The 14982-nt window shown below is 48.2% G+C and carries 11 protein-coding genes; 4 read left to right on the forward strand and 7 right to left on the reverse strand.

From position 1 onward, the window contains the following. Positions 1-101 precede the first annotated feature (101 nt). Together FRZ59_RS05910 and FRZ59_RS05915 are read left to right on the forward strand one after the other, a co-directional pair. On the forward strand, positions 102-842 hold the full coding sequence (locus FRZ59_RS05910) for a hypothetical protein (RefSeq protein WP_132130478.1): 741 nt from the start codon (positions 102-104) through the stop codon (positions 840-842). A gap of 24 nt (positions 843-866) precedes the next feature. Further along, positions 867-1235: a DUF4180 domain-containing protein gene (locus tag FRZ59_RS05915; RefSeq protein WP_132130476.1), complete on the forward strand. Its 369-nt coding sequence runs from the start codon at positions 867-869 to the stop codon at positions 1233-1235. A 47-nt stretch (positions 1236-1282) separates the two neighbouring features. Here the strand turns inward: FRZ59_RS05915 and FRZ59_RS05920 are convergent, their stop codons facing one another. The 3 genes from FRZ59_RS05920 to FRZ59_RS05930 all read right to left on the reverse strand — a co-directional run bounded on the left by FRZ59_RS05920 (position 1283) and on the right by FRZ59_RS05930 (position 3319). Then, on the reverse strand, positions 1283-1828 hold the full coding sequence (locus FRZ59_RS05920; protein WP_132130475.1) for a dihydrofolate reductase family protein: 546 nt from the start codon (positions 1826-1828) through the stop codon (positions 1283-1285). Positions 1829-2014: 186 nt separating this feature from the next. Next, on the reverse strand, positions 2015-2440 hold the full coding sequence (locus FRZ59_RS05925; protein ID WP_394345229.1) for an SRPBCC domain-containing protein: 426 nt from the start codon (positions 2438-2440) through the stop codon (positions 2015-2017). A gap of 237 nt (positions 2441-2677) precedes the next feature. Next, positions 2678-3319 carry a hypothetical protein gene (locus tag FRZ59_RS05930; RefSeq protein ID WP_132130473.1) on the reverse strand — a complete coding sequence of 214 codons (642 nt, stop codon included), beginning with the start codon at positions 3317-3319 and terminating at the stop codon, positions 2678-2680. Positions 3320-3432: 113 nt separating this feature from the next. Here FRZ59_RS05930 and FRZ59_RS05935 point away from each other — a divergent pair, with 113 nt between their 5' ends. Then, positions 3433-3837 (forward strand): hypothetical protein, encoded by a 405-nt coding sequence (locus FRZ59_RS05935; RefSeq protein ID WP_132130472.1) that lies wholly within the window; start codon positions 3433-3435, stop codon positions 3835-3837. Between the two features lie 89 nt (positions 3838-3926). Here the strand turns inward: FRZ59_RS05935 and FRZ59_RS05940 are convergent, their stop codons facing one another. Together FRZ59_RS05940 and FRZ59_RS05945 are read right to left on the reverse strand one after the other, a co-directional pair. Further along, on the reverse strand, positions 3927-6323 hold the full coding sequence (locus FRZ59_RS05940) for an ABC transporter permease (RefSeq protein WP_132130471.1): 2397 nt from the start codon (positions 6321-6323) through the stop codon (positions 3927-3929). Positions 6324-6382: 59 nt separating this feature from the next. Beyond that, positions 6383-8758, reverse strand: coding sequence for an ABC transporter permease (locus FRZ59_RS05945; RefSeq protein WP_132130470.1), 2376 nt, complete (start codon positions 8756-8758; stop codon positions 6383-6385). A 561-nt stretch (positions 8759-9319) separates the two neighbouring features. Here FRZ59_RS05945 and FRZ59_RS05950 point away from each other — a divergent pair. Continuing rightward, the gene (locus FRZ59_RS05950; protein WP_158640542.1) at positions 9320-12088 is read left to right on the forward strand and encodes a metallophosphoesterase; all 2769 of its coding nucleotides are present in this window, start codon (positions 9320-9322) and stop codon (positions 12086-12088) included. A 3-nt stretch (positions 12089-12091) separates the two neighbouring features. On the opposite strand, the gene FRZ59_RS05955 is transcribed toward FRZ59_RS05950, so the two are convergent. Beyond that, a complete protein-coding gene (locus FRZ59_RS05955) occupies positions 12092-13498 on the reverse strand; it encodes a DUF3471 domain-containing protein (protein ID WP_132130468.1) in 1407 nt (468 codons plus the stop codon). Positions 13499-13629: 131 nt separating this feature from the next. Then, positions 13630-14979, reverse strand: coding sequence for a hypothetical protein (locus FRZ59_RS05960; protein ID WP_132130467.1), 1350 nt, complete (start codon positions 14977-14979; stop codon positions 13630-13632). Positions 14980-14982 lie beyond the last annotated feature (3 nt).

Below are 14982 nucleotides of genomic sequence, written 5' to 3' on the forward strand. Positions count from 1 at the left end.
AAGGGGAATTATCCGGAGATCCGGTGCGATTTTAACAGGGCGCTTTTACGTAATAATTATTAACTTGAAACACTGTAAAGGATATCCAAAAATTTAGCACAATGTTTAAAGCAATAGTTGCATTTATCTTTTTAGCCGGTTTTCTTAGCGGTTTTTCCCGCCCGCCCGGGCCGGAACCGGCTATCAGAGCGGTAAAGATAATTTGGAATCTGGGCGGCGCGGGAATGGCCAACCCTGACGATACCGTACTGGTACCGGTTAATATTTCGGACAGCATATTTCTTTTTTATGATAAAGACAAAATGGTTTACAAGTTGCCCCATACGGAAAGTGTTCATTATTATGACCGCCCAAGTAGCTGGAAAACCCGGTACAGCTATTTGTCACATCTGAAAGGCGCTGATTATGGTCTTTTTTTTGACTCCCTTGGGGCAAACTCCGGAAAGCGGTTGAATGTCGATTCCTTGTTGAAAGAAAAAATCAGCTACCGGATTGTACTTGATGATTACAGCCTGGTTGAAACAGTAAAGCTGTCCGATCAAGGGGTAATGATCGAAAAATACGGCTCTCAAATCACCAATCACCTCGCTTATCCGGATACGGCACTATTATATTACACAACGGGGTTAAAAGATGTCGACTATTCCATATCCGATTCGTTAGACCACGCCAAGGGTCAAAAGCTTTTTAAAGTCCGGTTCGTATCTAATTCCCAGTATTATCAAGATCATCCCCTTAAAATGCCGCGGAGAGAAATATCTTTGGAACTAAAAGAGTTCCAGGTATCCTCGGCGATGGAAAACGAGATCCGTAAGTTTTTTGGAAGAACGGGTATAGATTAAAGAGCTACCAGTAATGAACAAATTATGAATATAGAAGTCCATACCGTAAATGGCACAAGGATCGCCGAGCTAAGCTCCGGTGAACAGATTATCACGAGCCTTGAGGACGCTACGGACCTGATCGGAAACCTCTACTACCAGGAAGCGGATAAGGTTATCGTTCACGAGAAGGCGATCACCCCGGCATTTTTCGATCTAAAAAATAAACTGGCCGGGGATATCCTGCAGAAGTTTTCTAACTACCGTATGCGCCTGGCGATTGTGGGCGATTTCGGAAAGTATCCCGGACAAGCCCTTGTGGACTTCATCCGGGAAAGCAATAAGGGCCGGCAGGTCAACTTTGTTTCTTCCCGGGTGGAAGCGATCAGCGTGCTGTCGGGGATCACTTTCTGAAGCAAAGTAATCATGTCAGCGCTGCTGTTTGCGGTTTACGACCCTTTTTATGTCCTGTACGTGATAACCACGCCACCTGTCTCCAATGGCTGGGATGAGATCAAGCACATTTTTTTCAACGGCAGCCCTTGTGGAAATAAGCTTCTCCCTTTACCGGCAATGACCGGAGCGATGCCGATTCTCAGTTCATCATAGAGATCATCTTTGATGAGCGTCTCCGATAAATTGGCACTGCCAAAAGCATACATGTTCTTGTTTCCGGCTGATTTCAGCTTGGTTATTTCGTCCGATACATTTTCCCTGATAAGTGTGGAGTTATTCCAGCTTGCTTCATCCAATGTCCGCGAGCAGACAATTTTAGGAATCGCGTTCATTAATTCGGCTATTTCGCCTGTGGCTGTCTGCCAGTAGGCCGCCATGCCTTCGTAGGTTACACGGCCGAATATAAGATAATCCGCGTTGTTCAGTTGCTCTAAAGAAAAAGCTTTCAATTCCTCTCCCCAAATAGTCTCGTGAAACCACAGGTCCCAGTTTTTTTCGCCTTCGAAATAACCGTCGAGGGTCATAATATTCCACATGATGAGCTTTCGCATGGTGTTAAGTTTTAAGTGTTTGTTCCTGTCTTAGCCCTTGTGAAGGTAGGAAGAAAAAAGGCTTTCCAATGGGGCTGATGCGGCGAAATAGTGGTGTGTTTGCGGCAAAATATCATTGACGCTGTGAGATCCTGCCGGCCCATTGAACTTCGTCAATGAGTTCGTAAAGCTTCCTTTGTTAGCTGGTCACTTTTGCTTGAAAAAAGGAAACTTATCCCTCACCAGGTTAAGCTCGATACCGAATTCTAACCAGGCCTTTAGTCCGTCCAATACCGTCGTGTACCCGCCCGTATTATCGTTGATGGCTTCGATCAGCTCATTCCCGGTTTGCTGAAAACCATATTTTTTGATAACCACGTAGGTGGTATCCGCTGTTAAGGCCTTAAACTCGAAATCTGTCGTTGTTGAAGAGCCAGCTGTTTTTGAAGGATCGTCCCATTCAACAATGGTGATCTTCTCGTTGGGCACTATCTCCTTTACCAGCACGTCGCTCGACACATTATACATTTCCCATTCCCAGGTGATCGTTTTGCCCGCCTCCAGTTTTCCGCTTGATTTAGTAAACCAGAACCTGGTGGTGATGACGGGATCAATGAATGCCTGGAAAACTATTTCGACCGGTTTTCGGATCGTCATCTGGCATTCTACTGTGGGTGTTGTTTGGTTGGTCATAGCATTAACGCTTAAATCAAATTTCGTTATTTTTACTTGAAGAAAGTTTAAACTTATGAAGAAAGTTCACTGCGCATCGTTTGAAGCTTTACACAGCCACTCCCTAGGGTCTGGAGGGTATATGGTCTTTCTTTTTCGGAGATAAGCGTATGTCAGGATGGAGTTAGAGATCGGGTTTTAATCCTTCCAGTAAGGGAACTTCCTGGCGGTTTTTCTCATTAATCTCCGGATCATATCAGAATCGTCGGATCCTAATCCTCCCGCTACCTCTTTACCGTATGACCATATTAGCTCGCCGCTTTTGTCATAAATTTTTATGGTGGCTTTGGCTTTGTTGGTACTCCCGTAACCTATTAATATCGTAGTGGCCAGAGCGGCGCCTTCTGACATCGGCTGGCTGGCAATAATGTCGCCGGTCAGGATTGCATCTACTTCCAGGACTTTACACAGTTCTTCTGGCAGGTAATTCGTGATATTCGTCTCACTTATTTCGTTTCTTTTCAGGAGTGTATTGGTACGGGAAATATCCTGCATCTGAATGGTCATAACGCCTCTTTCCTTTTTTTCGAGCGCATAGGTATAAAAGCTGTTCTGCGCAGACAATGAACCTTTGCCTTCCTGCGATTTTATATTTTCCTGCGTCATGCCCTTCGGCATTTTCTTTAAGGCGATTGAATAATTAAAGGGAACCACCGCAAAGTTTTTTTGCGTTTTTACGATTTCTGATAGGTTTTCCGACTCGTATATTTTTCCGAAAACCTGTCCGGCAGCATTGGCGGCAGATAAAATTGAAATGCTAAATAGTAGTAATCTTCTCATACGGTTTATTTTAAGCGAATATAAAATATTTTAGCGTTCTTCGCGCCAATGGGTTGCATCTTTTTTGCCGATTTTTCACCTTCTTTCCTATATTTAAAGTCAAAGCCAAAGAAATGATTAATACCCTGTTAACTACGGTCTTTCTTCTAATAACAAACTCAGCATTATTCGCGCAGAAAGAAAAATCGGCTGATTTAAAAGATTTTAAAATTGTTGTCGAAAAAACAGAAGATGGAATCAAAATGCAAAGCATTGAGGGAAGTGCATGGACCAATTTGAGTTTCAGTATAAAAAAGGACCAGCCGCAGGCAATTGACGAATACGGCATGACGTATTTGGACAACGTTTCTTCTGATAAAAATCCGCGTCTTGCAGATTTCTTGTTTACCATAACAAAAACTGACAACGGAATTGCACTTAAAGGAATTGAGGGAACCGCCTGGACTAGTTTAAGCTTTTCTATAGCTGAAAATGGAAAGCAGGCAATTGACCAATATGGAATGGCTAAACCGAATTAAAAATACTGCACATTACAACCGGGATCGCTTTCGATGCTGCCGGTCGTGGACAGCCTTTATAATAGTTGCGTTAATTGTGAACCTTCGGCTTATTCCGACTTCAATGACTTAACCGGATTCATCAATGCCGCTTTTACCGACTGAAGGCTTACAGTGATTAAGGCGACAGCTACAGCCAGCAGGGCGGCCAGGGTAAGCATCCACCACCTGATCTCGATCCGGTAGGCAAAACCTTCGAGCCAGCGGTTCATTACAAACCAGGCCACCGGGGTACCTATCACGATGGCGATCAGCACCAGCTTGATGAAGTCCCGGGACAATAAGGCTGCTATCCCTCCTACTGAGGCTCCCAACACTTTGCGGATGCCTATTTCCTTCACACGCTGCCGGGTAGCAAAGGTCGCAAGGCCAAACAGGCCCAGGCAGGCGATAAGAACAGCCAGTATGGTAAATGCCAGGGACAGCTGTTCCTGCTTTTGCTCAGCGCCGTACTGCCTGGCGAAATTCTGGTCCAGGAAATTGTAACTAAACGGATTGGTACTGTCAAATCTTTTATAGACCGCTTCCAGGTACGCCAGCGCTTCCGCAGTTTTACCTGTATTGATTTTCACGTAGACATTATCTCCCATCGAAGGCATAGGTGGCACTACCATCACCATTGGCTCCACTTTATGTTGCAGGGAATACGTGTGGAAATCGTTCACCACTCCAATCACGGTACGTTCACGCATTGTCCCCTGGGCATCTACGGAGAAACGCAGTCTTTTTCCGACCGGGTTTTTCCAGCCCAGCTTTTTTACCAGTGTCTCATTGACCAGGGCGGCTCCGTATTTATCCGCAGGCGAGGCTGCGGCGAAGTTGCGTCCCGCGATCAGCCTGATTTCCATGGTAGGAAGATAATCCTCATCGATCATTAATTCCTGACAGATCGCCGAACCGTTCGAAAAGCTGCCGTCTTCATTTTCAAACCAGTAACTCATGCCCCCGATGTTGTTATTGCCAATCGGATTACCGGCTACAGCGACACCCCGTATCAATGCGTTTCGTTGTAATGCTGCCTTAATGGCTGCTGTCTGTTCCCGGACTTCCTGATCGTGGATATGAAAAGTGAGTACCTGGTCTTTGTTGAAACCAAGGTCTTTACCGGAAGCGTATTGCAGCTGCCGGTAAATGACCAGGGAGCCGGCAATCATGACCATCGTCACTACAAACTGGAACACGACCAGCGACTGCCGGAACAACACGCGCGAAGACTGTTTACCTGATTGGCCTCTTAAGGCCGGTATTGTTTTAAAGCGGGAAAGAAAGAACGCCGGGTAACTGCCGCTTGCCAACCCAATAACGATGCCAAGGGCGCCCGCAGCCAGCAGGGCAGGCCAATGGCCAAAGCGCCAGATGCCCAGGTCCTTGCCGGACAGCTCATTAAAGAATGGCAATAAAAGAAGCACCAAAAAAATGGCGACGACGGCGGCCAGGAAGGTTTGCAGCACAGCTTCTGTCATAAACATACCTGCAAGGTGCTTGTTGGATGAACCGACGACCTTACGCACGCCTACTTCCCGGATGCGGACCGTGGCGCGGGCCGTTGACAGGTTTACGTAGTTAATAACGGCGATCAGTAAGATCAGCAAGGCGATGGCGGCGAAAATATAGACGCGGCTAATGCTGCCATTGGAGCCGGTCTCAAAAGCCAGGTTAGAATACAGATGAATAGCAGTAAGAGGCTGCAACTCCATTTTATAGTCATCAATCTGCATCATCTTCTGAATGCTCTTCGCGGCAAAAGCAGGAAGCTTTTGCTCCAGTTGCCTGTAATCGGTGCCCTTTTTCAGCAGCAGGTAGGTATACACATTAAACTGCTGCCATCCGCCGGTGTAATTTTCAGGCAATGATCGCAGCGCGCTGAAATGCAAATGTGTATTGCCAGGGACATCCCTGATGACGCCCGTGACCGTATTGGGATAATTATTTTCGAAATAGACGGTCTGATTGATTGCCATTTGCGGGCTGGAAAACAGCTTGCTGGCCAGGCTTTCCGTAATGACAATGGATTCAGGAGAAGCCAGCGCCGTAGCCGGATCACCGATAACGAACGGATACGTAAACACGGAAAATATACTCTTGTCGGCAAAAAAGATGTCATCGGCTATGACTGTTTTGCTGCCATTACGAATAACGCCTCCCCCCTCCGTCAGGATGCGGGCCGCTTCTTCTATTTCAGGAAACTCCGCCTGTAAAGCCGGTGCAAAAGGCGCCGAAGTAGTCGCCTGGTGAAGGTCGTTATTATTCCACCGGGCATGCTGGGTCACGCGCACAATGCGATCGGCGTTTTCATGGAAACGGTCATAACTCGACTCATCTCCCACGTACAGGGCAATCAGGAGAAAGCTCATAAGACCAATCGCCAATCCCGAAATGTTGATCAGCGAAAAGACCTTGCTTTTCCACAGGTGCCGCCAGGCGATTTTAAAATAATTTTTCAGCATTATATGTGACACTTTAGCTTACGGATCCGGACGAGTCATCACGGCGGACACACAATCACTTATTCCGATTTCAGTGACTTAACCGGGTTCATTAACGCAGCTTTGACCGACTGAAAACTCACCGTTAGCAAGGCGACTGCCACGGCCAGCAAGCCGGCCAGGGCGAACATCCACCATTCAATGTCTATTCTGTAGGCAAAATCTTCCAGCCAGCGGCTCATCGCAAACCATGCAACAGGTATGGCGATGACGATAGAAACAGTAACCAACAAGACGGAGCCTTTTGCCAGCAGCTGTACGACGCTGCCAACGCTTGCTCCAAGCACCTTACGGATGCCGATTTCCTTCACGCGCTGGCGTACGGTATAGGTGGAAAGGCCTAACAAGCCGAGGCAGGAGATAAAAATGGCGATGCCTGCAAAACTGTTAAACAGCAGGCCGGCCCGGCGGTCGGAAATATACCTTGCCTCAAATTGCTTATCGAGGAAGCTGTAGCTGAAAGGAATATCTCCGGCGTACTTTTTATATTGCTGTTCAACCGCGGTAATAGCTTGTTGCGCGTCCTGGGCGGTAGTCCGCACATACAGGACGTTGCCAGGCCACCACCTGAAGAACAGCAGGGGGGCGATTTCTTCCTTGAGAGATTTATAATTGAAATCCCCGACTACTCCGATAATGGTTCCTTTCCGGCCGTGAAAACGGATGGTTTGGCCGGCATAAGGTGGTTTCAGGCCCATTTTCTTCACCGCCGCTTCGTTGATAATGTACAAGTTGCTGTCAGCCGGCGTTCCGGTGAAATTGCGTCCTTCCAGCAGTTCCATCTTCATGGTTGGTATGAAATCCTCATCGATTACCGCCTGTGTGATCATGGATTGGCTGCCCTCCGGCTTGCCGGCCCATTCAAGATCGCTGCTGGCTGATTCGTGGTTGGCAATATCGTAAATATCGGTAAGCGACACGTTGATAATGCCGTGCTGGCCCGTCAGTTCATTTTTTAGCGCATCTATATGCCCGGCTACGGTGTTGGGCAGCGGCACACTGAATACATAGCTTTTATCGTACCCCAGGTCCATCTTCCGGACATAATTCAGTTGACGGCCGATAACCAGTGTCGCCACGACCAGCACGATGGAGATGGAAAACTGGAAGACGACCAGCGCTTTTCGGAACAGATCGTTGCCTATGCCTGAAGCAACTTTTCCTTTCAGCGCCCTGAGCGGATGGAAATCCGAGAGCAGGAGCGCCGGGTAGATGGAGGCGGCCAGCAAGGTGCCCAGGGCGGCATAGCCGATCGTCTTCCAAATGCTGGCATCGGTCAACGAAAGCTGAAGGGTTTTCCCGGTGATGAGATTATAAGCCGGCAAGAGCGCGAAGGCAAGCCCAATGGCCGCAAGGAGAGCCAAGCTGAACAGCATGGCGGTTTCCAAAACGAACTGGAAAAACAGCTGTTTCCTGCCAGCCCCGATGATCTTACGGATGCTGACCTCCCGTGCCCTGGTCAGCGCCCGGGCAGTAGAAAGGTTGACGTAATTGACGGCCGCGATGGCTAGTATCAATATGGCGACGATGAGAAAAATCCGCACCATTTTAGCAGCTGCGTCATTGCCGTCGGGGCTCACCAAATGCATGTCCGCCAGCGCTTGTAACCCAAAGCGCGTGCTGCTGTCGCCATCCCGGGCTTCCGTATGCAAGGTGGTGAAATCCCGGCCGGTAATGCCAGGGTCCGCTCCTTCATGCAATTTGACATAAGTTTTGAATACGTAGTTGCCCATGTCTTCATCGATGGTTTTCCAATCGCCGTTGCCACCCCTGGCAGTGAACAGCTGGGCGTAGGACCCCATTGGGAAGACCGCATCGAACTGCATAGAAGAGTTGTCAGGAAAATCGTGCAGAATGCCCGTAATCGTAAAATTATCCCCCCTGAATTGCAACCCCTCGCCCAGCACGTCATCGTCACCGAATAGTCTATTTGCCGTGGACCGGGTAATTACGACACTGTTGTTGTTCGGAAGCGGACGCGCATCGTGGCCCTGCAGAAATTCAAAATCAAACAGCGTAAAAAAGGAACTGTCCACATAGGCGGTATGAAAGCCGTCCATGATCTTGCTGCGGTCAGCATTGGCCAATACCTGGTCAACCTCGTCGTTGATACGAACAAGCGACGCAACCGAAGGTATGGACCGGGAAAGGACCGAAAGCGGGCCAGGCATCCCGTCCCACACCATTTCCTCGCCGTTAGCTTCAAAATGCGCCAGCACCCGGTAAATACGGGAATAGCCCGAATGGAAGCGGTCATAGCTTTTTTCATGCTGTACCCAAAGCAGCAGCAAAATGGCCGTAGCCAATCCACAGGCTAATCCACTAATATTGATGATACTGTAGAACTTACTGCCTTTGAGGCTCCGCCACGCAGTTTTAAAATAATTCTTGATCATGACAGCACTATTTAGTCCTGGTTTTATTTCCTGGTTTTTATTCGGTTACCGCCCGCCGAAGCATGGTTTCCACGATTTTCTATCGCGCCGCAAGAAGGCTGCCATTAAACAAAAGGCCTTTTTTTGAGGTTCACGGCATGTTTTAAATTTTCCAGCGGTGTTCAGATACGAACACCGTGTCCGAAAATGAACAAACGGCGCCCAGGGGATGGTGCATTTGCTGCCCCAAAGTGGCGCAACCTAACACATATAGGATATTGTTAATACTTGGTGTCTAAAATATCCATTACCTTGCCGGCCATTTCCAGGATATTGCCTTTTACGAATATTCGTTGAGCCGCATATCTAACAACCAGGCCGGAATAGGGATGTTATGACTTGCCATCCCTTTTAGTGAATCGAATCAGGGCGCAAAATCCATGCTTCGAAGCGAATATTCACGAACTATTTGTTTTAATTTTGAATATATAAGAAAATAAAATATATATTTACCATGCGTTGGTGATGGTGAATAAACTTTTGTTTAATAACTCTCTTGTGATAACACCAAATAGATCCATTATGACATCAACTTTCCAGAATCCCCGAAATCCGCTTGCTGCTATGTGGGCATCCGCCGCGGAATCCCATCTGCGTGAGCAAAATCCGAACCTGAGCATTCAGCAAATCAGGCAGTTGCCAATGATGCAAGGCGTTTATGCGCACCTGAACCAGCTGAAACAGAGGCAGCGTGTAATAAAACCGCCTGCTCAGGGGGCCGCTAGCGAGACTAGCCACGCTTTAAAGGTTGCTCAAATGGCTTACCTGTCCCAGGTGTTTTTCGATTTTGCAATGACTACCGCCGCTTTTTACAATTCCGGTAATGCGCTGTACCTGGATTATTTGACAAAGGTCATTGAGGATTACAATAATTCACATGACATTGATGATTTCAGTACGGAGGATCTCTGGGGTTTTGGATTATGTCTGATCGTCTGGGTAGGACTGGTTGGGCTGACTGATATAAACCCGGTCCAGTTGGAGCTGTTGAATTATATCATTAATCAGCTGCCGATCCCGCCGGAACTAAAGCAGGATATCAATGAATTCTGGAGCAGCATACCGAAGGACCGGTATTCCATTCAGTATCGTAATGCAGCGGATTATCCGGGCTACCAGATCATATCCTGGAAGATCCCTTCGGACGCGCAGATCATTATGCTGGGAGATTGGGGCACTTCCCTGGAGGATGCTCACGAATTCCTGTATGCTATCTGGAAAAAAGCTTATCAGAATAATCCGGGTAAAGCGATCGTATTTATCCATCTGGGGGATATCTACTACTGCGGGCTGCCATATGAGTGCCAGGAATACTTCTATAATGTGTTTGTAAATGTAGGGCAACGGTTAAGGGAGGATATTGGTAACGATAACTTCAATCCGAATCCGCCGATCTTTACGATACCTGGCAATCATGAGTACTATTCCTATGGTTATGGCTATTTTCAGTTGCTGGATACCCTGAACCAAAATGTACCCGGTGTCAATCCATCCGCCCTTGATCAGGAGTGCAGCTTCTTTTGCCTGCAAACCGAGGATCAAAAATGGCAGTTCCTGGGTATGGATACCGGACGGACCGAGGGTAACGCGCTGCTGGACCTCCTGCAACTTGCAGGGGATATAGTCAAAGAATGGATCGATGAGCATCGGCCGGACTGGAGCTGGGTCCACTGGATCACGGACCTTGCTAAAGCAACTTATGACGACTACGTCGGGCCTTTCCAGCCAACGTTGGACCCTAACGAATTGAATTGGCTGGAGGATAAATTAGTGCATTTCCATGGCAAGACCATCATGCTGTCACATCACCAGTTATTTTCCCGCGAAGCCGAGATCAACCACAACAGTCCTGAATATATGAACACCTGGCTGGACAAACACTTCAGCAGTTATTATAAAGATAAGATAGCCGCCTGGTACTGGGGGCACGAGCATACGTTCGCAGTATACCTGGACGGGTTGATGGGGCTGAATAAAGGCCGTCTGCTTGGTAGCAGCAGCTATGAAGCAACTGAGGACAGCGATACACCTTATGCCAATAACTATCCGGCAGTACCCTTCTCCCCAAACATGACGGACACGCTGGTACACAAAAATAACGATGGATTATATTATCATACCGGCGCCATAATGCACCAGAGCGGTTCGGATATGGCTGTAAAATACTACCAGTTCCCTGCCTGGAGCCAATTGGGCCCACGTCCTGACACTCCGAAGCTGGAGGAAATCGGTGCGGTCGCCGAGAATATCACCACTTCGTTCAAATCGCTGAAACCCACTTGGATCGGCGACGTCCCGATTAGCCAGGATGAGGTAACCACGGAACACAGTCCTTCTGTCGCTACCTGGAACGACGTATTATACATGTTATATGCCGATGGCAGCGACAGCCCGAAGCTAAAAGTATGTACCGCCAATGCCGCTGATTTTCAACCGGAAAAAAAGGGAAGCGTGCTGCATTGGAGCCATCCCAGTAAGATCGGGGTTAACAACAGCACAATTTCGACAAAGAATTCGCCTGTTGTTATCGCGGTAAACGGACAACTCTATGGGTTTTATATAGATAGTAATAAATATCTGCAAGGGATCACTGCTGAGGCTGGTACCAGTATTCCCGACAATTGGAATTGGGCCTCAATTGGAAATTTGCCCGGTCAGGTAGGTGACGCGGCGCCCGCTGCATGCTTCTTCCAGGGAAGGATCTATATCGTGTATCGCCAAAGCGGGTCCGACAATAATCTCTGCTGGGCCTATTATGACCCTGAAGCAAGAAGCTGGCACAATTTCGGACCATTGAACAATACGGGAGGTAATAACTTTGAATCACCCAACGCACCGGCCCTGGCCGCTGATGCCTATCATATTTACCTGGCTTACCAGGTGAAGGACGGTACAGACATCAGATGGGCCGTTGGAACGCCATCAAACGCCGCTCCCGGTGGAAGTTCTGATAACATTTCCTGGGCCGATAAAGGAAAACTGGAAACCGCCGGCAAACAGGAAACTACTAATCCTGATACCGAAATTGGTATGACGTTACAATATGCCGACGGAATCTTTTTGCTGGTTTATACATCAACGAATTATAGTCTTACGCAGTGTGCCCTCAACGATACCGGTGCAGACAGTACCGGCAGCTGGGTCGGGAGTAATACAGTAAAAGCGAACGTAAATACCAATCCTTCAACAGTCCGGAGCGGCCGGGTACCGGCTTTGGCAATCACCGCGGGAGGAGGTTTCCTCGTCTACCGCGGAAAAGATCATGATGAGATCTACTGGGCTTACTATTGATGCTCATTCTATTCGTTTTCCCTGTCCTACCTGCTGACCATTGCTGTAGACTATAAAGTGAGTAACGTTGTCTTCCTTATTTTTGGCAAACTCGATTTCAAAACCGAAATCCCGGGAGAAGAATTTATTGTCTGCTTCGGGATACAGCATTGTTGAAAGAGTACTTTCGTTTGAGAAATGGAGGTATTTCCCTTTTACTGCAACCTGCATCTTTGTGCCATTGGGAAATACATACTCGCCCGCATAGGTTCTTACTATCGCCTCAGGAAGTTCGATCAACCGGGCGTCAAAGGTGGGATCGGGTTTTATTTCAATCCCTTCCATATCTCCCATACGAGCTATCATTCCCCTTCCCCAGCTAGGATCATTGGCCAGACCTATGAGCAGCTCGTTGGGCCCTTCCTTCAAGGGCAGCATGAACGATGTATTATCCACCGAGCAGCGTCCGCCCGGGTCCTTCTCCATTAACCGGCCTTGTAAATTTTTATCCAGATACAGGATTTGCCCGTTCAGAAAAACCCAAACACCGTCCAGGAATCCCAGATTCATTTTTTTCTTTTGTTCTTCAATTGACTGAATGTTTACTTTCAGCCAAATAATGCTTCGGGCCTCATTTTCCCCAAAGGTACGGGTCAGGTTCATGAGCCCCCGCCGCTCGGCCTCCAGCACACTCCATGAGGTTTCCGGGGAGGGAAGTAAGTCATAGCTGAAATCTACATTTTCGGGAATCGGAACCGGATTCGTTACTGCCCATTTACGGATGTACCGGGGATCGTTATTCGTAGGGTCCATGCCTGGTAAAGAGGAAAGGGCTTCTGTCTTACCAGGCGTCACCACCAGGTTTGATACCACCATATCTCCCTCAAAGGCAATCGATCCTCTTTTCGGGTTCCCTGCTAAATGTTCGACCTCAAGGGCAGGCTGCTCGTTATCATTCACGTAGATGCGCATTTGCGCGCCGGAGATAACTAATTTTATGTGGTTCCAATCGCCACGGGTAAAAGTAGCATTGGATTGATAATGAGGATAGATATCCCATAACAGTACACCATCGATAAGGGGGGCATACTGTATTCCCTCTAAAGCCGTTGAATTTCCGGCCCGATTCATACGCAGATAAAAGCATTCATTTTCTTTGGCGTCCTGATAATGGAAATAAAAGGTCAGGCTGTTGGGTTTTACATCAAATTCAATAGTGCCGTCGGAAAAGTCAAGGTCTTTGGCTACCACTTTCCCGGCTTCCGGTAAGATTTTCATCGCCGGCAGCTCCTTCTCCCGGATAAACTCCACCGTCCCGGGCGCAAAGACCCATTGTGCTGCTTCCAGCGGAACGTTCTTCGTCTCACTCTTCTGGGCGAAGGCTGCAGAAAAAACCAGGCAAAAGCACAGGAATAAAACAGTCCTTTTCATGTGTTTAAGTTTTAAGTTAATGATTGAGTGCGTGCCGGCAAGATGGGAAAAGCAAACAGGAAGTGAGATTCTTCACTTGTTCAAGTTCTGTTCAAACGTGTTCAAGTATATGGAAACGTACGGAGGGCGGGTTAAAATGCTTCCGAGAAAACAGCAGTGCCATCTATACGGGAGAAACGGGCATAATTGACAGAGCCGGTTCCCGCAAAATTGTATTGAATACCAACTATCGCGGCGGGCGGATCATTAAAGGCCCCTTCAAATGCTTTTTTGCCGTTGACATGGATGACAAGTTTTTTATCGCGAACCCGGCAGGCTAACGTTACCCAGTGCTGCATATCACATCCAAATGCCGAAAGGTCGGCCTCTGAGCCCTTAATCATCGTGCTTCCGGCAAACAGCCCGAGATCCGCCACACAGCCGGGAATGCTCAGGGGAATGCTTATCATTCCCTCTTCGTACAGGATCGTGACCCTTGAAGATTGGCAGATCGCAGATCCTTGCTTAAAATCACTTTTTAGTTGAATCTCAAAAGTGAAGCCGTCATTTTTCAGCCCATCCATATCACGGACATAATAGTAGCTCACTACCGGGGGCTCCGGCTGCAGGGGAATATTCTTTTCCTTTATTGCCGGAAGAGGTAAGGATAATACCCCATTCCGGATAAGCTCTTTGGCGGGAAAATACACGGGAATGTGATCCCGCTCAACGAGAGCCAGCCAGCCGCCGGAAGGGACCAGCAGGTCATGTTCTTTCACCACACGGTCGCCGATCAACAGCTTTGCCTTAAAAAAACCTGGCCGGTAGTAAATGGATAAATGCTCGTGCCGGTCTTTCGGTACGGCCGTGCGGCGCCGCACATCCCACGATTGCTGGATAAATACGGAGTCTTCCCCTGCCGCCAAGGCATCGTAATTAAAGATCACCGAGTTGGGAATGCCTTTGGCGAGCGGCTGGCTGCTAAAGGAAAAATCTGCAGGAGATACATTTTCGTTTTTGGAAGACGACTTCCAGTACACGAGGAAGAGGATCAAGAAAATAACCACTGCGCCTGCCCCGGCCAAGAAGTAGCTTTTGAAGCGGTTTTTTGCGGGGGAAACGCCGCGCCCGGCGAGCGCCCGGAACGATTCGGGAGATGACGGTGCTACCGATATGCCGGGATCCCGATGCAGCGAAGGGCCGGGGGGCGTCTCAACGCTCGTCCGTTCGTCGGGAGGAAGGTCGCTGCCCGCCGGATTCTTCATTTTAAAGTCCCGCCAATTCTCGTATCCGGCAAAGACGGCCAGGGTATTTAACGTGGTTGCATTGGGCATGTTTTCATACCGGACTTTTCCCCATACCCGTTTAAGCGTACTGACACTTAAAGAGACTTTTGTCCGCTCGAAAATCCGTTGTCCCAGCATTTCGTAATCCTGGTTCTGCCAGGTAAGTGGATTTCCCCAACCCAGCTGCTGCTCAATCAGCCTCCGGCATATCGCCAAATT

Origin of the sequence: Anseongella ginsenosidimutans (assembly GCF_008033235.1) — a bacterium.
GTDB classification, from domain to species: Bacteria; Bacteroidota; Bacteroidia; order Sphingobacteriales; family Sphingobacteriaceae; genus Anseongella; species Anseongella ginsenosidimutans.